This window comes from uncultured Aquimarina sp., assembly GCF_947496855.1.
In the GTDB taxonomy this organism is placed as follows: domain Bacteria; phylum Bacteroidota; class Bacteroidia; order Flavobacteriales; family Flavobacteriaceae; genus Aquimarina.
This window is the reverse complement of record NZ_CANMED010000006.1, coordinates 1-21,384: the sequence shown is the minus strand read 5'-3', so window position 1 is coordinate 21,384 and position 21,384 is coordinate 1. Positions and strand designations below refer to the sequence as shown.

The window sequence follows — 21,384 nt, the reverse complement described above, 5'->3', positions numbered from 1 at the left end:
TAATCAATGACAGAAGAAAAAAAATCACTCAATTTTTTAGAGCATATTGTAGAGGAAGATTTAGCGAACGGAATGAATCCAGAAGATTTACGTTTTCGTTTTCCTCCAGAGCCTAACGGATATTTACATATTGGTCATACCAAAGCAATAGGTATTAGTTTTGGATTAGGACTTACATATAACGCGCCTGTAAACCTACGTTTTGATGATACAAATCCAGCAAAAGAAGAACAGGAATATGTGGATGCCATTAAGGAAGATATCTCGTGGTTAGGATATCAATGGGATAAAGAATGTTATTCTTCTGATTATTTTCAAAAATTACATAATTGGACTGTAGCGTTGATTAAAAAAGGAAAAGCGTATGTAGATAGCCAATCTTCTGAAGAAATTGCGGAACAAAAAGGAACCACTACAGAACCAGGGATTAATAGTCCATACAGAAATAGATCTGTTGAAGAAAACCTTGATTTATTTGAGAGAATGAAAGCAGGTGAGTTTAATGAGGGTCAGCATGTAGTTAGAGCCAGGATTGATATGACGGATCCTAATATGTTGATGCGTGATCCATTAATGTACAGAATATTAAAAAAATCACATCATAGAACAGGAGATAATTGGTGTATATATCCTATGTATGATTGGACTCATGGAGAAAGTGATTACATAGAAAATATTTCACACTCTTTATGTTCGTTAGAATTCAAACCACATAGAAAGTTATATGATTGGTTTTTGGATCAAATTTATAGTGGTAATATAAGACCAAAACAAAGAGAATTTGCACGTCTTAACTTGAGTTATACGATTATGAGTAAACGTAAATTACTTAGATTGGTTAACGATGGTGTAGTAAAAGGTTGGGATGATCCTAGAATGCCAACTATTTCAGGTTTAAGAAGAAGAGGTTATACGCCTGGGTCTATAAGAAAATTTGTAGAAACTGTTGGTGTAGCCAAAAGAGAAAATGTTATTGATGTTTCGTTATTAGAGTTTTGTGTTCGTGAAGATCTTAATAAAATTGCGCCTAGAGTAATGGCAGTTTTAGATCCGGTAAAATTAGTAATTACAAATTATCCTGATGAAAAAGAGGAATGGTTAGAAGCAGAAAATAATCCGGAAGATGATAATGCCGGCTCTAGACAAGTTCCTTTTTCTAAAGAATTATACATTGAAAGGGAAGATTTTAAAGAAGATGCGGGGCGTAAGTATTTTAGATTAACACTTGGTAAAGAGGTTCGTCTTAAGAACGCATATATTATTAAAGGAGAAAGTATTGTAAAAGACAAGGATGGTAATATCATAGAAATCCATTGTACATATGATCCTGAAAGTAAATCGGGTAGCGGTACTGAGGAATCCAAACGTAATGTAAAAGGAACACTGCATTGGGTATCTATAAAACACGCAATACCTTCGGAAATAAGACTGTATGATAGGTTATTTAATGATGAAGCTCCAGATAGTCATAAGGAGAAAGATTTTATGGAATTTCTGAATTCTGACTCGCTAAAAGTGATAACAGGATTTGTAGAACCTAGTCTCAAAGATGCAAAACAACTGCAACAGTTTCAGTTTCAAAGATTAGGATATTTTAATATAGATCCTGATAGCACATCTGACGCATTGGTGTTTAATAAAACAGTTGGTTTACGTGATACATGGGCCAAAGTTAAAGCTGTTAAGAACACTCAATCTAATAATAATAAACCACAAGAGAATACACAAAGAGAAGTAGCTGCAATCGATGAAATCAAAAGAGCAGGCAAGAAGTATACTAATTTACCAGAGGATAAACGAGAGGCTTTAAAAACAAAGATTTTAGAAGTAGCCAAAAAAGTAGATATAGATGAACTAGTACCATTGTATGGTACAGCAGCTAAAAAAATAGGAACTAGAATTGTTGTTACTTTAGCATTAGGAGTTGTTTTAGAAACAAAAGAAATAGAACCGGATCGGTTAGCCAAGGATTTTATTTTAAAAGGAAAAGAAGATAATAACGAGTTGTTAAGTAAGGAAGCATCAGATATAGCTTATAAGTTTTCCATATAGTGTATAAAAATGAAATTTAAGGAGCAGAAGAAAGTGATTTATTTTCACTTGTTATTAAATATTGTTTTTGCTCTTTTTATTACGTGTTCATCATATTATCACATTCCTCTTAAAGGGGGAAAAGATATTTTAGTATATCTCATTCATTTGTGTATTATTCAATCCACATTTGCAGGAATATTATATATTATTTCGTTATTTAAAATACTTTTTAAAGTAGTTTTTTCTTTACTATTTTTAGTATTAGGTTACTGTCATTTTGGGTGTATAGTATAGATATTTCAGTTTCTTCTGCCTTGGTATATGCAGTATTAACGACAAAACCATATGTTGTTAAAGATCTAATTAGTGTTCAGCTAATTTTCTTCATACTTGTTTTAATAGGAGTTTTATTTTTTATTTTTAAGTATTATGATAAACTAGAAAAGAAACAAGGTTTTAAGGTTTTTCTTCCTATAAGTGTAGGGTTATTTTGTTTGTTTTTCTGGGCGGATCATGTGAGATTAAAAAGCTTTAGTACTAAACTTCCATATTCATTATTTTATAGCTTAATAGCTTATTCTGGTCAGGAAAAATTACCATTAAAAAGTATTAAAAAGAGTAATAATAGAGGTGATGAAGATGTTAAAGTGGTTTTGGTTTTAGGAGAATCAGTAAGAGCAGACCATTTACAACTAAATGGATATTCAAGGAGAACGACACCAAAATTATCTAATAGGGACAATATTGTTAGTTTTGATAAGGTGTTTACTAATAAAACGAATACAGCTTTAAGTTTACCACGAATTTTAACTGATGAAGGTATTTATAGTATTTCTCAGGATTCAATAATATCACTTTTTGATATTGTAAGCTCTAAAAATATTCGAACAGAATGGATTGGAAATCAACTTTTAGAAAGTTCATATAAAGCCATAGTAGAGACGAATAATGAAGTAGTTATTATAGATGAATTAAAATCTTTTTGGAGTTTTAATAAGAAACAGGATCTTAATCTAATTCCTAAATTTAAGGAGAAAATTTCTGAGTATAATATGGGTCTTTTCACATTACATATGATAGGAAGCCATTGGTGGTACGAGGATAAATATACTGATGAATTCAGAAAATTTGCACCCGTAGTGGATAGTAAATATATTCCATCGATGACAAAAGATCAAATGATAAATTCTTATGACAACACCATCTTATATTTAGATAACTTTTTAGATGCAATTATTAAGATTTTAGAACGTCAAAATGGGCCCGCTGTAATGATATATATTGCTGATCATGGAGAAGCACTAGGTGAGGATGGAAAATGGTTACATTCCCATTATGAGAGTCTTACTAATCCGGGAATGATAGTATGGTATTCGAATTCTTTCAAAGAGAAGTATAGCAAAAAAGTGAATACATTAATAGAAAGAAAAGAAGAAAGTATCACTACAGATGTTATTTATCATTCAGTTTTAGATATTTTCAATAGTAAAGAATACGATTTGCAACAGTCTATTTTTGATTGTAAAGAATAATTTATCCTATTAATTATCAGCTATTTGCTCATCTTGTGGAATTTCAATTTCTGTTTTGAAATTCTTAAAGATTTTCTGAGTTTCTGGATCATCCAGCAATTTATTAGATTCGATAAAATACCATTTTTCTTTTTTCTTATCATAGAATCCGAATAATGAACTTTTAAGGGTAATAACTCTACCGTTAAAATCCATTTTTATAGTATTCTTTACAAGACAGCGGTATTCATTTTTCTCTTTTTTTATATCTGCTAATTTGTCAATTTTGGAACTAATAATTTTTATTTTTTGAGCGGTCATTGTTTTAAAAACCTGATCAATATCATTTTTTAGTTGCTCTTCACCATATTTTTTAGAAATTTTGGGATGTGTATATTCTAAAAGTGTATTAACATCTTTTTTTACAGAAGCTTCGGATATAGATTTTGCATCCCTAATTGCCTGTTTTTTTAGTTTATTAATATTTTGAGAAAAAATACTTCCGGAGATAAGTAGAAATATAATTAGGTAATTTTTCATTTTTAGGGTTTTGTAAGAACTCTTTTTATTATAAAGAATATTTATTAATTAAAATTTAATATTGTTTTTACCTATTAAAAACAGGTTTATATTAAAGACTCTAAGAGAAAATAAAAGTTGCATAATATAATATTATCCTTCAATTATAAAAAAGCTCTTAAATCGTATTATTTTGATTTTTTGGCAAAATTAGTAATTTGTGGAGATAGATATTCTAAATTTTGATAAAAAATAAAAACCAATCAAAAAATATGATCGGTTTTTATTTTTTTATAATTTAATTCTATGCTTCGGATTTCTTTCCACCAAGACCTTTTTTAGCGTTTTGTTTTTTCATTTCTTCTCCTATTTGGTTTGAAGCGGTAAATGAAGCAATCATATTGTTTAACATATCACTACCCGCCTGTGGAGAGTTTGGTAATAATATTAAATTACTGTTTACGTGTTCTCCAATAGATTGTAAAGTATCATAATGTTGTGTGACTACAATAAGGGCAGAGGCTTCTTGAGAATTAATACCAACATTGTTTAAAACGTCAACACTTTCTTCTAAACCTCTAGCGATTTCTCTTCTCTGATCTGCAATACCTTGACCTTGTAATCTTTTACTTTCCGCTTCTGCACGGGCTTTAGCTACAATTTTAATACGTTCAGCTTCGGCTTCATATTCTGCCGCAACTTTTTCACGTTCAGCTGCATTAATCCGGTTCATAGCTTCTTTAACTTGTAGGTCTGGATCAATATCGGTAACTAGTGTTTTGATAATATCATAACCATAATTAATCATTGCTTCATTAAGCTCTTGTTTTACCGCTATAGCAACATCGTCTTTTCTTTCGAACACGTCATCCAATTTCATTTTAGGAACTTCGGCGCGTACAACATCAAACACGTAAGAGGTAATTTGATCATGCGGGTTTTCTAATTTATAAAAAGCATCATATACTTTTTCTTTAAGTACCTGAAATTGTACGGAAATTTTAAGACGAACAAATACATCATCCTTCGTTTTTGTTTCAACTAAAACATCTAACTGTTGTATTTTTAAGTTTATACGGCCGGCGATACGATCAAAAACAGGAATCTTAAAATGCAACCCAGAGTTTCTGATGCTTAAAAATTTACCAAAACGCTCTACAATTGCAGAGGTTTGTTGTTTAACTGTGAATATCCCGGATATAAGAATTAAAAACCCGAGTATTATAATTGGTATTAAATATAGTCCCATTGTTTTTTAGATTAAAAGTTAATAGACATAATGAATTTACTAATTAAATGTAAATCATTGTATTTTATTTTGATATAGTTATCATAGCGATATAACGATTAGCTACATAAGAGATGTCTATTAAATTCCATCCTTCGGAAGAAGATTTATTTAATGTGTCCTCAATTTTTTTTCTAAGCTTTTCTATAGACCAGTTTTCAGATACCTTTATCACTTTATATTGTTTTCCCATAGTTGACATTTTTTAGAATGGTTACTTTATTGGTATACATTTTTGTAAAAATGTTACAGGTGTGAAAAAGCGCAACCCATTACCTTATTAAAGATAATGGGTTATTAATTGGATATTAAAAGCGATAATATTATAGCTTTTTTACAAGTGATTCAATTCGGTGAACAGTTTCTTCTTTTCCAATAATTTGCATTATTTCAAAAATATCAGGACCCTGAAGTGATCCAACTAAAGCGATACGAAGAGGCATCATAATTTTTCCAAATCCTATTTCTTTTGATTTTATCCAAATTTTAACAATGTTTGAAACATTGTCAGAGCTAAAATCTATAATGTCATTAATAACTTTAATTAACTCTTGCATAAGAGTTGGAGTGTCTTCTTTCCAGGCTTTTTTAATTGCTTTTTCATCATATTCAGATGGAGCGATAAATAGGAACATACTCAGTTCTAAAAGATCCTTAGAAAAAACTGCTCTTTCTTTAACTAAATTAACAATTTCGGTAAGATCAAAAGATGTAGAAATATTGTTGTTAGAAAGCATTTGTTTTAATTGTTCCACGTGTAATCTAATATCTGCCTGTTGAAAATGTTGCTGCTGAAACCATTTTGTTTTCTCAGGATCAAATTTAGCTCCAGCTTTATTAACTTTTCCTAGATCGAATTCATTAATTAATTCTTTTAATGAGAATAGTTCCTGTTCTGTTCCGGGATTCCAACCAAGAAAAGCTAGCATATTTACAACTGCTTCGGATAGATATCCATCTTCACGATATCCTGACGCAGTTTCATTAGTTTTTGGATCCTTCCATTGTAATGGAAAAACTGGGAATCCCAGTTTGTCGCCATCTCTTTTGCTTAATTTCCCTTTTCCAATAGGTTTTAAGATTAATGGAAGGTGAGAGAAGCTAGGTGCTGTCCATCCCAATGATTTATAGAGTAAAACATGAAGAGCTAACGAAGGCAACCATTCTTCCCCACGAATGACATGAGTAATTTCCATTAAATGATCGTCTACAATATTTGCTAGGTGATAGGTGGGCATACCATCACTTTTAAATAATATTTTATCATCTAAAACATTAGTATCTATTTTCATATCACCACGCACTTCATCTGTGAGATGCAAAGTTTCATCTTTCGGACATTTGAAACGAATTACATATGGATCCTCTGAATTAATTTTTTGTTGTATTTCGTTTTCAGAAAGTGATAATGAATTATTTAATTTTGTTCTATTGTGCCAGTTATAGATAAATGTTTTCCCTTGAGCTTCATGATGGTCTCTGTGTTCACGAAGCTCTTCAGAAGTATCAAAAGCATAATAAGCGTTGCCATTTTCTATTAGTTGGTCGGCATATTTTTTATATAAATGTTTTCGTTCACTCTGGCGATAAGGTCCAAAACCGCCATCTTTTCCTGGTCCTTCGTCGAATGGAATGTTGCACCAATTTAGCGCTTCTATAATATAATCTTCTGCTCCGGGAACGTATCTATTTTGGTCAGTATCTTCAATCCTAAGAACAAAAGTTCCGTTATTTTTTTTTGTAAATAAATAATTAAATAGAGCAGTTCTTACACCGCCTATGTGCAAAGGTCCTGTTGGACTTGGGGCAAATCTTACCCGGATGTTTTTCATCATGATCTTGTTTTTAAACCTTATTAAAGGTGTATAAAAGCGACGACAAAGATACAATCTTAAATAAGGGATATAAAAAGATTTGTTTCAATTAATCTATAAATAATTATACGCTTATATCAAGGTTTCATTTCTTTGGGAACTCTTTTGTTCATTAACATAAACCATAAAGGAGGAAAAAATGATAGAACCATTGATGTGGGATAACCAAATGGAAGTTGTGGGCTTTCTTGATGATGATCAAGAAGCTGGTATTTTTTTGATGCTCTATAATGATGATCGCTATGTCTAGTAAGTTCAAAAAGTAAAATACGACCTAATAAATGGTTAGAATTCCAAGAGTGGATTTCACGAACGCGTTCATATCTACCAGATTTGTTTTTCTTTCTTAAAAGCCCATAATGCTCAATGTAATTGATTGTTTCTAATAATAAGAACCCAACTATTCCACAAGATATAGCGATAAGCATTCCTAGAAAACCAAAAACTAAAAAGATGATTAGTAGATATAATAAAGTAATAATGAAATACCAGAGCATGTCATTTTTTAACGATAGAAATGATTGATCATTTTGTTTCAATAAATTGATCTGAATTTTCCAAGCACTTATGTATTGTCCGATAACTGAGCTAAACCAAAAGAAATAAAGTGGTTGATTATATCTTGCCGTAGCAGGGTCTTGTTTGGTAGCAGCTTTTAGATGATGCCCAAAATTATGTTCTACGTAAAAATGCATATATAATGAAGGTAAGAGTAGGGCTTTGGCAATAAATCTTTCTTTAGAAAAACGATGACCCAATTCGTGGCCTACATTAATTCCATTAGCTCCAAGAACAATACCGGTAGATAGTATTATTCCAACTATTTCATAAGTTTCTAAACCAAAAGAAGATATTGTATATAATGCGTAGAATAAGACGGAATATATGATAGGGAGGTTTATATAGAGAAGCCAATCAAACAATTTCTTTTTGGATTTAGATAGGTGTAGTTCTTCATCAAGATTTTCCTCGGAAGAAGGTGTAAAGAGTTCAATAATAGGAATAAAACCGAATACATAAACAGGAGTCAAGTATGTATATGCGCCTTGTAACCATATACTTAGTAAAGCAACTATTGGAATTGAATACGCTGAGATATATTTTAAATCTTTCATAAGGGCTTAGATACTAGTAATTTGAATTATAATAAATATAACAAATCTATAAGAAATAAAGTTGTAGTTTTATAGATTACTGAAAAAGAAATGCATAAAAAATGGATAGTTTTGAATTCATAAAGAATAAATTAGAAGAATTTATTAAAAAGTATTACGTAAACGAGTTGATAAAAGGAGTGATACTTTTTTTTGCTACGGGTGTTTTATATTTTTTGATTACACTATTAGTAGAATATTTTTTATGGCTTAATAGTACTTGGAGAACAGTATTGTTTTGGCTGTTTGTAGTAGTAGAACTATCTCTATTTATAAAGTTTATCGTTGTACCGATTGCAAAATTGTTTAGACTTACTAGTGGGATTAACTATGTGAACGCATCAAGAATAATAGGAAATCATTTTCCTGATGTAAATGATAGCCTGTTAAATCTTTTACAGCTTAGTGAAGATGATAGAACATCTTCTTTACTATTGGCTAGTATAGAACAGAGGTCGTTACAACTAAAGCCAATACCTTTTAAGCTAGCAATAGATTTTAAGAAGAATACTAAATATCTTAAATATGCCCTTGTACCAATAACGGTTTTTTTACTAGTTAGTTTGTTTAGTGAAAATAACTGGTTTTCAGAAAGTTATGAACGTGTAGTGAATTATGAAACTGCATATGAACCACCAGCACCTTTTCAGTTTTTTGTAGTTAACAATAGTTTGGATGCTTTAGAAAGTAAAGATTTTGTTTTAGAAGTAAAGACAACAGGAGAGGTTATTCCGGAAAATGTAAGAATTAATTATAATGACGAGGTTTATTTTCTGAAAAACACCGGTGTTGGATCATTTCAACATACTTTTATTCAGCCAAAAGAAGCAATTGATTTTGTATTATCATCTAATGATGTTAATTCAAAAGAGTATACTTTAGATGTAGTACCGGTTCCGGTTTTATTAGATTTTAGAATGGATTTGGATTACCCGAGTTATACACAAAAGAACGACGAATCTTTAGAAAGTTCTGGTAATGCTACAGTGCCAGAAGGAACAAAGGTGACTTGGAAAGTAAATACCAGAAATACTGATAAGGTAAATATGGTGTCAAAGGATTCTATTGAGTTATTTGACAGAAAAGCCTCTATCTTTTATTATGAAAACAGTTTGTTTTCTGATTGGGATTATCAGATTACAACTTCTAATGGTAACATACAGGACTATGACAATTTATCGTTTAATATAAGGGTTATAAAAGATCAATATCCTGAGATAAACTTAAGTTCGGAAAGGGATACAGTTGATAACAGTACGATGTATTTTTATGGTAGAGTTAGTGATGATTACGGTCTAAGTAAATTGCGTTTAGTATATTACGATATAGACGATATTGGAGATAAGAAGATTCATAAATTGAATGTAAATTCTAAAGAGTTTGATGAATTTGTTTATGCGTTTCCTGGGAATCTAGTGTTGATGGACGGTATTAATTATGAGCTTTATTTTGAGGTTTTTGATAACGATGTTATTCATAGTTTTAAAAGTACAAAAAGCCAGGTTTTTAGTTTTAGAAAGTTAACCAATGAAGAAGAACAGGATAAGAAACTTAAAGAACAGAATGAAGCTATATCTGGGTTAAATAAATCATTGAAAAAATTTAAGGAACAGGAACAGGATTTGAAAAGCTTGAGTAAGTTACAAAAAGAGAAAAAGCAGTTAGATTATAATGATAAGAAAAAGTTAGAGGATTATCTAAAACGGCAAAAAGAGCAAGAAAAGATGATGCAGAACTTTTCTAAGAAACTTAAGGATAACTTGGAAAAGTTAGAGAATAAAAAGCAGGAAGAACCTTTCAAGGATGCATTGAAAGAAATGCTAGAAAGAAATGAAGAAAAGTTAAAAAAGAATGAGAAACTTCTAGAGGAAATAAATAAGTTATCTGAGAAGATTCAGAAGGAAGAGCTTACAGAAAAGTTAGAGGAGCTTGCTAAAGAAAATAAAAATCTAAAGAAAAATTTAGAGCAATTATTGGAGTTAACTAAAAGATATTATGTAATAGAAAAGCACGAAAAACTCGCTGAGAAATTGAATGATTTATCGGATAAGCAAAAGGAGTTGTCGGATAGGAAAGAAGAAGAAAACACAAAAGAAGAACAGGACAAGTTAAATGAAGAGTTTGAAAAATTCCAAAAGGAAATGGAAGAGCTTAGGGAAGATAATGAAGATTTAAAGAAACCAATGAATTTGGATCAGGATAAGAATGATGAGGAAGATGTTAAAGAGGAACAACAAAAAGCAAGTGAAAATCTAGAAAAAAATGAAAAGTCGGATGCAAAGAAAAATCAGAAGAATGCAGCTGAAAAAATGAAGCAAATGAGTAAAGGTATGCAGATGGAAATGCAGTCTGGTGGAGGAGAGCAACAACAAGAAGACATGGAGATGTTGAGACAGATTTTGGATAATTTGGTCGATTTTTCAATGGAACAGGAAGAGCTCATGAAAGGATTTAAAGGTATTAATAACGATAACCCGACGTATTCTACAAAACTAAAAAAACAGAGTATATTAAGAGAGAACTTTATTCATATCGACGATAGTTTATATGCATTAGCGTTGCGTACACCGACTATATCAGATGAGGTTACCGGCAAATTAACGGATATAGAATTTAATATAGATAAATCATTAGAGCGTTTGGCAGAAAATCAGTCGATCCAGGGAACGGCGAATCAGCAGTATGCTGTAACAGCTTCTAATGATCTGGCTTACTTTTTAAGTATGGCTTTGGATCAAATGCAAAATAGTATGTCAGCATCTGGTAAAGGAAAAAGCGGTAGTAAATCGAAAGGGTTTCAATTACCAGATATCATTAAGAAACAGGAGGAGTTAAATGAGAAAATGAAAGAGGGAACGGAGAAAGGAAAAGGTAAGAAGAAAGGGGAAAAGAAAGGAGAATCTGGGGGAGAAGGCTCAGGAGAGAAAGGAGAAAACGGTAAAGAAGGAAAGAAAGGTAAAGGTAAAAGTGGTGGAGGTGAAAGCGGGGATGGAAAAGACGGAGATGGAAAAAATGGCAATAAAAATGGAAAGGACGGGAAAAATAAAGAAGGGGAATCTGAGATGCAAAAGGAGAATATGAATGGAGAATTATATGAGATTTATAAACAACAGCAACAACTTAGAAATGCTTTGCAAGACAAATTAAAACAACAAGGAATTGGTAATCGTAAAGGAAGTGATTTACTAAAAAGAATGGAACAGGTAGAAAGTGAGTTGTTGGAGAAAGGTTTTAGTGATCAAACGTTGAGTAAAATGTTGGAGCTAAAGCATGAATTGTTAAAGCTTGATGATGCTACTTTCGAGCAAGGAGAAGAGGATCGAAGGGAAAGTAAAAGTAATGATAAGCTATTTGAGAATGATAGTAATCAGCAAATGCTCAAGGCAAAACAATATTTTAATACTACTGAAATATTAAACAGACAAGTATTACCTTTGCGGCAAAATTATAAACGTAAGGTTAAGGAGTATTTTAAAAAAGACAATGATTAATTTTTTTTACGAATCGGTTGATTTAGATGTTGATGAAAAGAGTATTTCTTCTTGGATACGAAAAGTGATATTTTCAGAAAAGAAGAAAGAAGGTGAAATAAGTTTTATCTTTTGCAATGATGATTACTTGTTAAAAATCAATCAGGATTTTTTGGATCATGATACGTATACTGATATTATCAGTTTTGACAATTCTTTGGGAAACGAATTAAACGGAGATATTTTTATATCGTATGAGAGAGTAGTTGATAATTCGTCTATTTATTCAGTGTCTAAAGAGGAGGAATTAAGAAGGGTGATAATTCATGGTATATTACACTTTTGTGGATTTAAAGACAAGACATCAGATGAGGGTGATATAATGAGACAAAAAGAAGATGAAAAACTAATTATGTTCCACGTGGAACATAATTAGTTTTTGTATAAGCGAATTGTTCCACGTGGAACAAATTTTATGTATAATATTTATTGTTCCACGTGGAACAAACGATGATGTAATATGTTTGATAAGGAATATGATGTTATAGTAGTGGGCGCAGGTCACGCCGGAAGTGAAGCTGCGGCGTCAGCCGCTAATTTAGGTTGCAGCACTTTACTGATCACAATGAACCTCCAGAATATTGCTCAAATGAGTTGTAACCCTGCAATGGGTGGAATAGCGAAGGGACAGATTGTAAGAGAGATTGATGCGCTTGGAGGATATAGTGGAATTGTGAGCGACAGAACCGCTATACAGTTTAAGATGTTGAATAAATCCAAAGGGCCTGCAATGTGGAGCCCAAGGGTACAAAGCGACCGAATGCGTTTTGCAGAGGAGTGGAGGTTGTTGTTAGAACAAACACCCAATCTGGATTTTTATCAAGAAATGGTAAGCGGTCTTATAGTGGATAATGGACAAATTAAAGGTGTTCGAACTTCTCTAGGTATAGAGGTGAGAGCAAAGACAGTGGTTTTGACTAATGGAACTTTTCTTAATGGTTTAATTCATATAGGTGATAAACAATTTGGTGGTGGTAGAGCAGGAGAAAGAGCAGCCACGGGTATCACAGAACAACTTTTGGATCTTGGTTTTGATTCTGGTAGGATGAAAACAGGGACACCGCCTAGAGTTGATGGAAGGTCGTTAGATTATTCAAAAATGGTCGAACAACCTGGGGATGAAAGACCAGAAAAATTCAGTTATACAAATTTATCTAAACCATTAACGAATCAACGGTCATGTTATATGACATATACTTCACCAGAGGTTCATAATTTGTTAAAGGAAGGTTTCGATCGTTCTCCTATGTTTAATGGAAGAATAAAAAGTATTGGACCAAGATATTGCCCGTCTATAGAAGATAAGATAAATAGGTTTGCAGATAAGGAAAGGCATCAAATGTTTATCGAACCAGAAGGATGGAATACAGTAGAGGTATATGTAAATGGATTTTCTACATCATTACCAGAGGATGTTCAATTTAAAGCATTGAGGTCTGTAGTCGGTTTTGAAGGGGTGAAGTTTTTTAGACCAGGATATGCAATAGAATATGATTATTTCCCGCCTACTCAATTAACACATACTTTGGAAACGAAATTGATTTCTGGTTTGTTTTTTGCTGGACAGATTAATGGCACAACGGGATATGAGGAGGCTGCATCTCAAGGATTAATGGCTGGTATAAATGCTGCTTTAAAAGTAAAGGAAGAAGAGCCTTTTATGATTAAAAGGAGTGAAGCTTATATAGGTGTTTTAATTGATGATTTGATTACTAAGGGAACAGAGGAGCCATATCGAATGTTTACTTCAAGAGCAGAGTATAGAACGCTCTTAAGACAGGATAATGCGGATTTTAGATTAACTCCAATGGCTCATAAAATTGGATTAGCTTCTGATCAGAGGTTAAAAAGAATGGAGGAGAAGGAAAAAAAATCTAAGGCTTTTGTGAAGTTTTTTAAAGATACAAGTGTCACGCCAGATGAAGCAAATCCGGTTTTAGAGAAGAAAAAGTCTTCATTAGTAAATCAAAGCGGAAAGATGTTTAAGCTATTTGCTCGTCCGCAGATCACATTAGAAGATATTAGACATTTTGAAAAGGTTTCTGAGTACATTAATGAAAATGAATTAGACAGAGAAGTTTTAGAACAAACCGAAATACAAGTTAAGTATTCAGGTTATATCGAAAAGGAAAAAAACAATGCGGATAAATTAAACCGATTAGAGAATATTAAAATACCTAAAGGGTTTGATTATACGAAGCTGAAATCCCTTTCATATGAAGCTCGTGAAAAAATGACAAAAATACAACCAACAACAATTTCTCAAGCATCTAGAATTAGTGGTGTTTCTCCTAGTGATATTTCAGTGCTTTTGGTTTATATGGGTAGATAATGAAAAAATTATTTTTTAAACAACAAAAGCCACTTAAGATAAAAATACTTGGAATATTGATTTTTGTTTTAGTAGGATATCTATTACTCATAGGTAATAGTTCTTTATCTCAGGTTTTAATTTTATTAACAATTGGAGTTTTGTTATTGGGTTATTCAATTTCTTATGAGGTTAGAGTAAGTTTTGAAGTTTATAGACATTTAAGGTTTTTTAATTCTACAGTTTACAAAGTAAAAAAGGATCTAGTTTTTCCGGAATATATTTCGGTTTTTTCTGCTTTGTTTACGCAAGATAATGAGTGGGGTTCTGTTTCTGCTTTGGGGACAAAAGAAAAGCATGGTTCATTTGTAATTAGGTTATTTAGTGAAAACAATAAATTCACCTTGTTTAAAACCAATAATTACGAAACTGCATTATTAAGAGCAAAAGAGCTTGGTGAATTGATAGATGTAGAGATTTATGACGCAACTAAATCATAGTTCCACGTGGAACAATTTATGTAACGATAACATGAATATAAGTATTAAATGAAATTTTTTTGCCGATAGTCGTCTTGAGCATTAGCTTTTATAATAAATATATTTACAGTTATAACATTATATAAAGACGATAAAGAAGAGAGATGACTAGGAAGCTTTCATAAAGTAGAAGGTTTTGATCATAATGCAAAATTCCGTCTTTATAGAAATTTTTATTTACTACTTAGAATTATCTTTGGTGAATACTAGTAACATAAGAGAACAAGAATAGATTAATACTTTTTTTAATTAATAATGAATAGAGAAAAGTTCGATATATATATAGAGTGTCTTGACCATACCGTTTCTGGTGAAAGTTTTGAACTTTATAAGGATATAGATTATGACATGCTAGTAACCACTCCTAAACCGGATGAAAATAGTTTAGGGAAGTATTATGAAAGCGAAGACTATATTTCTCATACAGATGCTAAACGAACTGTTTTTGAAAAAGCATATCATTTTGTAAAGAAATATTCACTTAATAAAAAAGTGAGGCTTATATTCAGGTTACACAAAGGAACAGGTGCTCTTTTAGATATTGGAGCCGGAACCGGAGATTTTTTGATCGAAGCTAATAAAAAAAAATGGCAGGTTGTTGGAATCGAACCCAACGAACAGGCCAGAATACTCGCAAAAGAAAAAGGAATTATTCTACAATCGGATACAGTTAATTTATTATCTAATAGTTTTGATATAATCACTATGTGGCACGTATTAGAACACATTCCTGATTTGTCAGCTCAGATAAAAGAATTAAAACGGTTATTAAAACCAGGAGGACATTTGATTATAGCGGTTCCCAATTTTAAATCGTATGATGCTTACTATTATAAATCTTTTTGGGCAGCCTATGATGTGCCTAGGCATCTTTGGCATTTTTCTAGAAATTCAATAAAGGCACTTTTTCTGAAAAATGGAATAATATTAAAGGAGACCAAGCCACTATTGTTTGATTCGTTTTATGTTTCTCTTTTGTCAGAGAAGTACAAAAATGGTAAGATGAATTTTGTAAAAGCATTTTGGATCGGCTTGCTATCTAATATTAAAGGAAAACGCTCAAAAGAATATTCATCACACATATATATATTAAAAAGCTCATAAATTTCGTTTTTAAGAACTTTTAAGCGCTTTTTAGAGAGAATTGTGACGGTAACACTAGCTTTTTTTGAAAAACGCTTAGAAGCATTAATTTTTAACCAATTGTGATTGTTTTTTACAATAGCTTAATGGTTGATCATTGTTTTTTCTTATACTTTCTTAATTTGATGAAGTTATGAGTATAACATCAGATGAACTTTGATATTTTTGCGCAGAACTAAATTTTTAAAATAATGAGAAATTTTATATGGATTGCCATTGCATTAATAGGAATGACTTCATGCAATCAGCAAATTGAAAAAACTGGGTATGTGAATAACACTAAAGTGGTATCGGATTTTAGTGAAATGAAAACTGCTAAAGAAAAGTGGACAAAAAAGAATAATGAAGTTAGAGCGGAATTAGAGGAAAAAGCAAAACAGTTTCAGATTGAAGTTCAGGGATATCAGAATATAATGAAATCGATGTCTAGTGCGAACAAAGAAAAGAAGGAACAAGAGTTAATGGTAAAGCAACAAGCTTTGCAAAGAGAACAACAGGCTAGAATGCAAGAAATTCAGCAAGGTAGTCAAACAGAAATAGACTCTATTATCGCCAAGGTTGAAGGTTTTATCAAGGAGTACGGTAAAAACAACGGGTATACATATATTTATGGGGAAACAGAGGTTAAAAATATATTTTATGCTAAGGAAGAATTAGATTTGACTGATACAATTATTACCGAGTTGAATGGCGAAAAGCCTTCTACGGAAGAAAAGTAAACAGTTTAATTGTTACTTGTAAAGATAGACCCAAAAAGCGACTAAGTTTTTTGGGTTTTTTGCTGGTTTTTATGGGGAAAATTCCGCAAAAAACTTTACATAAATTTATAATACGAGCATTACAACTAAAATGAACATATTATGTGATGTTAATGACGTTTTTCCTACAGCTTAATTTCTATTGATATTGATAGAAATTAAGCTGTTTAGTTACCGTCAAAAATGTGGTTATAATTAATAGTAAAATTCTTTTTTATTTAAAAAAACGTATGAGATTTTAAGAAAAATTAATACACTTAATCGGTGAAAATTGCCATTTTTACGTGGTTTTTAACCCTGTAAAAAAACGGAATTACTAGTTTTTTATATTTTTTTCAACTTAAAATTTGCTTTTTTCCGGTTCTTTTGTGAAAAAAAAATTTGATATAAAAGAATGTTTTTTTTAACTAAAAACTGTTATAACGTTCTGGTTTTTAGATTTTTGTATAAAAAAGAATTGATGTATATATACTTGATTTGTTAATGTAATTATCGTGTTTAAATCAAGTAAGAATATTATTACAAAAAAAAACGAAAAATTGGTTTGATATAAATTTTTAATTCATAATTTTATGACTTTACAATAATTATATTAACAACATTATTAACAAGCGCCCCAAATCGGTTGATTAATAGTGCATATTTTCACATAATTTTAACTGGTGTGATAACTATGAAGAAAAGACTTAACCTTACAATTGTTGCGATATTTTTGGCACTGGGTATCCACGTGGCCCAAGCTCAACGTAATATTGGTGCTCCATCCTTAACTTCAGGGGCCCAAGCTTGCGGTACGTTATCCAACAGTTTTGATTTTGTAGCAAGACTATCTCCCGGTACTGCATTACCAACAAATAATGAATTTATTTTAGAATTATCAGATCCTACTGGAAGTTTTGCTAACCAGGCGGATATAGAAGAACTGGATAGGGTTCTAGGTCCTAACGAAGCTTCAGGAGCTGAATCGAATATTAATTTCACAAATGTAACAGTCCCTCAAAACGCGAATAGCGATGACTATAGGTTAAGAGTAAGAGCTTCAGAAGTTAGTATCACGGGAGAAATATCGGATCCAATACCGTTTCACTTTTTTGACGATGATAATCTTTTGATACGCCTTAACAGTGGGGATGATGTGATATTTTGTAAAGTTGCATCTTTTGCGAAAGAAATTTCGGTAGAAGTTACAGATGGCACTACTGTGCTGGATGTTAATGATTTTAATTGGGAGTGGTTAAAAGATGGTGCAATTATTCCTGGAGAAAGTAATCCTACATTATTGGTAACTGAAGAAGGAAGATATCAAGCAAGAGTTCCTGTAGGGTTGTGTAATAATGTTTTTAGATTTAATAAATCTAATATAATAAATGCATCTTTGGTGAATGTCGGAGATATATCTATTGTTACCAATGCTTCGGATTTTTCTTTTTGTCCAGATGAACTTAAAGAGTTAAGAGCTAGCGAAATAGATTTTTCTTACGATTATCAATGGTTCAAGGATGATGAAGCATTAGAAGGAGAGATTGGTCCAACTATAATATTACCAGATAACGATTTTGGAGGAGAGTATACTTTACAGATAAGTCTTAGTGAAGATTGCTCAGATTTGGAAACACAACCGGTTATAGTTACTAATGAAGGTTCTAGTATAACGCTTCCGTTACCAGAAGGTTTGATATTATTACCAACTCAGATATTAACGTTAGTCGTAGAAACAGATGCGCCGGTTGGAAGTACATTTAGATGGATACGTGATACAAATATTTTAATTCAAGACATAACTACAGGTTCAACAATTACTTTTGATGTACCTGCAAATGGAGTAGGAGATTATAGAGTGGAAATTGATGCACTATTTCCAGACGATCCCTGTATGACGATGTTGTTTTCTGAAACCAAGATAAGGTCAGCTGAAAGGTTTGATATTATAATAGCCCCAGAAGATGTTGTCGATTGTGAACAGGATCCAATTACCATAACATTAACTGAAATGGTGGGGATAACTTCCGATGGAGAGCGAGTTCCGCTTACCACAGAGCAATTTGCTCTTTTTGCTTTTGAATGGTTTAATGATGGAGTCTCAACAGGTGAGACTTCTTTGTCGTTAGATGTAAGTCGTTCGGATAGCGGAGGAAGTTTCGAATTAAGAGCGATTTTTAGGCCAGGAGGTTTACCGAATACAGTTTCTAACAATTTACCTATAGATTTCTTATCGAGTGATATAGTTTTGGATATTACACCTCCTATATTACAAGTAGGAGAATCAGTAGTATTAACGGCACCATTTAATGATAATTTCACATATGAATGGTATGTGATTATAAACGGAGAAGAAGTTTTAATAGAGAACGAAATCGGGAATACGCTAACAGTAACAGAAGAAGGAAATTACTTTGCAAGAATTAGTACTTCTCTATGTACAGTTGACACAATCACTGCTTCGGTAGGAGGTCCAGAGGCGTTATCAGAATTAATACCTAACGTTATTACTCCTGGTGGAAACGTATCTAATAATGACTGGGTTTTACCTAATTCCTTTAGGGAAACTGATGTGGAGGTTACTATATACTCTTCTAATGGAAAAGTAGATTTCCAGAAAAATGGAGGTTACAATGCAGATTGGCCTACTAATTCAGCATCGCAAGCAAACGAACTTATTTATTATTATATAATATCTAGAAGTAGTACAGTTGTAAAAAAAGGGACAATTACAGTAATGAGATAATTTATGATTAAAAAAATACTTTATATATCCGTATTCATTTTTTGCTCACATATCGTGAGTGGACAGGACGGATCATCTAATACATCAGGTATATTACCATCAGATATTCCGTTACATAATTCTCTTAAATATAATCGATTTTTGTTCAACCCTACTTTTTCTTTGGTTAGAGAAAACAAAAACTCACTAAATATATATAATAGGAATCCAAGAGCAAGTTTTAGTGATAATTCACAGACATATTTTCTTAGCTATTCTGCAAGATTTGAAGAAAAAACAGGAATTGGTGTTGGATTATTTCAGCAAAACGTTGGGATTTTTAGGTTTTTTGGAGCTACAGCGAACTACGCTTATAATATAGAACTAGACAGGGATATGAATTTCACCTTTGGGGTGAATTTGAGTTATTCTCAGAGTTCTTTGAAAAGTAATTTAGATGAAGCGCAGGTAGATGATGACATCATTAATAATTATGAAAATAATTCTATTTTTCTACTTCGTCCAGGAGTAAATTTTAATTATGGAAGTTTTGATGTAGGTGTTTCTGTAGGTAATTTGGTTACATATAACCTTACAGCGAGTGAACTGTTAACCGATAATTTTGAATATTCGGGTCATGTAATGTATACTACCGAGCTTGATTGGAGACGGATAGATAATGAATTACGTGGAATGGTGTACGCATCAAAACCGGGAGAACAAGATTTACGATATGGAGGTAATGTTTTATTTGAAATTCCAAAATACGGATGGGCACAGCTAGGCTATAATAGTTTTTATGGTGGTTCTATTGGTATCGGAGCAAATATTACAAAAATGATTTCTATTGGGTATACAGTAGAACCTGGAATTGGTGGAGATTCTAATGTTGCAGAATTTGGGGCTACTCACGAATTTGGTTTAGCTTTTAACTTTGCAAAAGAAGAAAAGAGAAGAAAAAGAAGAAATATTTCATCAAAAAGTTCGTTACAAAGAGATTCTGAAATAAGAAGATTAAAGAAAGAAATTTTAGATCAGAACAAATTGATTAGAGAATTGCAAAGCACAAGAGTAGATTCTTTAAGTCAAGCTGAAAGGTCTATGAATAGATTAGAAAGATCAATTCAGGAAGCTAAAGAAGAGGAAGCTAGAAAAGCAAGAGAACTTGCATTACAGAGAGAAGAAGAAGTGAAGCTTCTTAACAAGCAGAAAGAAGAACTGGCGGCTCAGAAGAAGTTAGAACTCGAGATGACTCAGCAAAAGGCGGAAGAAGAGCGATTAGCAGCTCGTAAAAAGCTTGAGTTAGAAATGGCTGAACAGAAAAATGCTGAAGAAGCTGCAGGAAGACAAGAAGAAGAGGCTAGAATTGCGGCTGATGAAGCAGCAAGAGAAGCTGAGGCTGAACAACAAGAAGCTGTAGCGGAGGCTGAAGAACAAGCAAAAAGACAAGCAGAAGAAGCTATTAGATTGGCAGAAGCGGCTGCAGAAACAGAGAGGCAACAGATAGTTGCGGCAGAGTTGGCTAAGAAAGAAGCTGAGGAAGCAGCAGCGAGACAATCAGAAGAAGCTGTTAGGTTAGCGGAAGCTGCTGCAGAAACAGAGAGACAACAAATAGCTGCTGTAGAATTGGCTAAGAAGGAAGCTGAGGCAGAAGCAGTGAGACAGGAAGAAGAAAGACTAGCTGCTCAGAAGAAGTTAGCATTAGAAATGGCTACTCAAAAAGCTGAAGAAGAAAGATTAGCTGCTCGTAAGAAGCTTGAGCGTGAGATGGCAGAGCAAAAAATAAGAGAAGAATCTCAGAAAACATTAGAAAGAGAAGTAGCTATACAGAAGGATGCTGAGGAAGAAGCTGCAAGATTAGCAGAAGAAGAGCGATTGCGTCAGGAGGCAGAAGCTACAAGATTAGCAGAAGAAGAGCGATTACGTCAGGAGGCAGAAGCTGCAAGATTAGCAGAAGAAGAGCGATTACGTCAGGAAGCAGAAGCTACAAGGTTAGCAGAAGAAGAGCGATTACGTCAG

15 protein-coding genes are annotated in these 21,384 nt (G+C 32.3%); 10 read left to right on the top strand and 5 right to left on the bottom strand.

Translation table 11 applies throughout. The annotated features are described in order from the left end of the window. Positions 1–6 precede the first annotated feature (6 nt). Positions 7–2,052 (top strand): glutamine--tRNA ligase/YqeY domain fusion protein, encoded by a 2,046-nt coding sequence (locus tag Q0921_RS17515; protein WP_299259180.1) that lies wholly within the window; start codon positions 7–9, stop codon positions 2,050–2,052. Between the two features lie 263 nt (positions 2,053–2,315). Next, positions 2,316–3,566: a phosphoethanolamine transferase gene (locus tag Q0921_RS17510; protein ID WP_299259178.1), complete on the top strand. Its 1,251-nt coding sequence runs from the start codon at positions 2,316–2,318 to the stop codon at positions 3,564–3,566. Positions 3,567–3,575: 9 nt separating this feature from the next. On the opposite strand, the gene Q0921_RS17505 is transcribed toward Q0921_RS17510, so the two are convergent. The 5 genes from Q0921_RS17505 to Q0921_RS17485 form a co-directional block, all read right to left on the bottom strand. Continuing rightward, the gene (locus tag Q0921_RS17505) at positions 3,576–4,085 is read right to left on the bottom strand and encodes a hypothetical protein (protein ID WP_299259176.1); all 510 of its coding nucleotides are present in this window, start codon (positions 4,083–4,085) and stop codon (positions 3,576–3,578) included. 283 nt (positions 4,086–4,368) lie between these two features. Next, positions 4,369–5,313 carry an SPFH domain-containing protein gene (locus Q0921_RS17500; RefSeq protein WP_299259174.1) on the bottom strand — a complete coding sequence of 315 codons (945 nt, stop codon included), beginning with the start codon at positions 5,311–5,313 and terminating at the stop codon, positions 4,369–4,371. Positions 5,314–5,377: 64 nt separating this feature from the next. Then, on the bottom strand, positions 5,378–5,545 hold the full coding sequence (locus Q0921_RS17495; RefSeq protein WP_299259172.1) for a DUF4177 domain-containing protein: 168 nt from the start codon (positions 5,543–5,545) through the stop codon (positions 5,378–5,380). A gap of 130 nt (positions 5,546–5,675) precedes the next feature. Next, complete coding sequence (gltX, locus tag Q0921_RS17490; RefSeq protein WP_299259170.1) at positions 5,676–7,187, bottom strand: glutamate--tRNA ligase; 1,512 nt, start codon at positions 7,185–7,187, stop codon at positions 5,676–5,678. Positions 7,188–7,303: 116 nt separating this feature from the next. Continuing rightward, a complete protein-coding gene (locus tag Q0921_RS17485) occupies positions 7,304–8,341 on the bottom strand; it encodes an alkane 1-monooxygenase (RefSeq protein WP_299259168.1) in 1,038 nt (345 codons plus the stop codon). Positions 8,342–8,442: 101 nt separating this feature from the next. Between Q0921_RS17485 and Q0921_RS17480 the strand changes: the two genes are divergently transcribed. The 8 genes from Q0921_RS17480 to Q0921_RS17445 form a co-directional block, all read left to right on the top strand. Further along, a complete protein-coding gene (locus Q0921_RS17480) occupies positions 8,443–11,871 on the top strand; it encodes a DUF4175 family protein (protein ID WP_299259166.1) in 3,429 nt (1,142 codons plus the stop codon). Next, positions 11,864–12,286 carry an rRNA maturation RNase YbeY gene (ybeY, locus tag Q0921_RS17475; protein ID WP_299259164.1) on the top strand — a complete coding sequence of 141 codons (423 nt, stop codon included), beginning with the start codon at positions 11,864–11,866 and terminating at the stop codon, positions 12,284–12,286. Before Q0921_RS17480 ends, ybeY begins: the two co-directional genes overlap by 8 nt. Before the next feature lie 84 nt (positions 12,287–12,370). Next, entirely contained in the window at positions 12,371–14,242 is a 1,872-nt protein-coding gene (gene mnmG, locus Q0921_RS17470) for a tRNA uridine-5-carboxymethylaminomethyl(34) synthesis enzyme MnmG (protein ID WP_299259162.1), read from the top strand. Then, the gene (locus Q0921_RS17465; protein ID WP_299259159.1) at positions 14,242–14,721 is read left to right on the top strand and encodes a hypothetical protein; all 480 of its coding nucleotides are present in this window, start codon (positions 14,242–14,244) and stop codon (positions 14,719–14,721) included. Before mnmG ends, Q0921_RS17465 begins: the two co-directional genes overlap by 1 nt. Positions 14,722–15,015: 294 nt before the next feature. Next, entirely contained in the window at positions 15,016–15,864 is an 849-nt protein-coding gene (locus Q0921_RS17460) for a class I SAM-dependent methyltransferase (RefSeq protein ID WP_299259157.1), read from the top strand. Between the two features lie 230 nt (positions 15,865–16,094). Next, a complete protein-coding gene (locus Q0921_RS17455) occupies positions 16,095–16,622 on the top strand; it encodes an OmpH family outer membrane protein (protein WP_299259155.1) in 528 nt (175 codons plus the stop codon). A gap of 712 nt (positions 16,623–17,334) precedes the next feature. Then, positions 17,335–19,386 carry a gliding motility-associated C-terminal domain-containing protein gene (locus Q0921_RS17450; RefSeq protein WP_299259153.1) on the top strand — a complete coding sequence of 684 codons (2,052 nt, stop codon included), beginning with the start codon at positions 17,335–17,337 and terminating at the stop codon, positions 19,384–19,386. Between the two features lie 3 nt (positions 19,387–19,389). After that, positions 19,390–21,384, top strand: a 1,995-nt coding sequence (locus Q0921_RS17445; protein ID WP_299259152.1) for a PorP/SprF family type IX secretion system membrane protein, incomplete at its 3' end; no start/stop codon positions are given.

Coding starts and splice junctions, on each gene's coding strand:
- mnmG (WP_299259162.1), top strand. CDS start 12,371: ATGTTTGATAAGGAATATGATGTTATAGTAGTGGGCGCAGGTCACGCC.
- Q0921_RS17450 (WP_299259153.1), top strand. CDS start 17,335: ATGAAGAAAAGACTTAACCTTACAATTGTTGCGATATTTTTGGCACTG.
- Q0921_RS17485 (WP_299259168.1), bottom strand. CDS start 8,341: ATGAAAGATTTAAAATATATCTCAGCGTATTCAATTCCAATAGTTGCT.
- gltX (WP_299259170.1), bottom strand. CDS start 7,187: ATGATGAAAAACATCCGGGTAAGATTTGCCCCAAGTCCAACAGGACCT.
- ybeY (WP_299259164.1), top strand. CDS start 11,864: ATGATTAATTTTTTTTACGAATCGGTTGATTTAGATGTTGATGAAAAG.
- Q0921_RS17495 (WP_299259172.1), bottom strand. CDS start 5,545: ATGGGAAAACAATATAAAGTGATAAAGGTATCTGAAAACTGGTCTATA.
- Q0921_RS17465 (WP_299259159.1), top strand. CDS start 14,242: ATGAAAAAATTATTTTTTAAACAACAAAAGCCACTTAAGATAAAAATA.
- Q0921_RS17455 (WP_299259155.1), top strand. CDS start 16,095: ATGAGAAATTTTATATGGATTGCCATTGCATTAATAGGAATGACTTCA.
- Q0921_RS17500 (WP_299259174.1), bottom strand. CDS start 5,313: ATGGGACTATATTTAATACCAATTATAATACTCGGGTTTTTAATTCTT.
- Q0921_RS17515 (WP_299259180.1), top strand. CDS start 7: ATGACAGAAGAAAAAAAATCACTCAATTTTTTAGAGCATATTGTAGAG.
- Q0921_RS17460 (WP_299259157.1), top strand. CDS start 15,016: ATGAATAGAGAAAAGTTCGATATATATATAGAGTGTCTTGACCATACC.
- Q0921_RS17480 (WP_299259166.1), top strand. CDS start 8,443: ATGGATAGTTTTGAATTCATAAAGAATAAATTAGAAGAATTTATTAAA.
- Q0921_RS17505 (WP_299259176.1), bottom strand. CDS start 4,085: ATGAAAAATTACCTAATTATATTTCTACTTATCTCCGGAAGTATTTTT.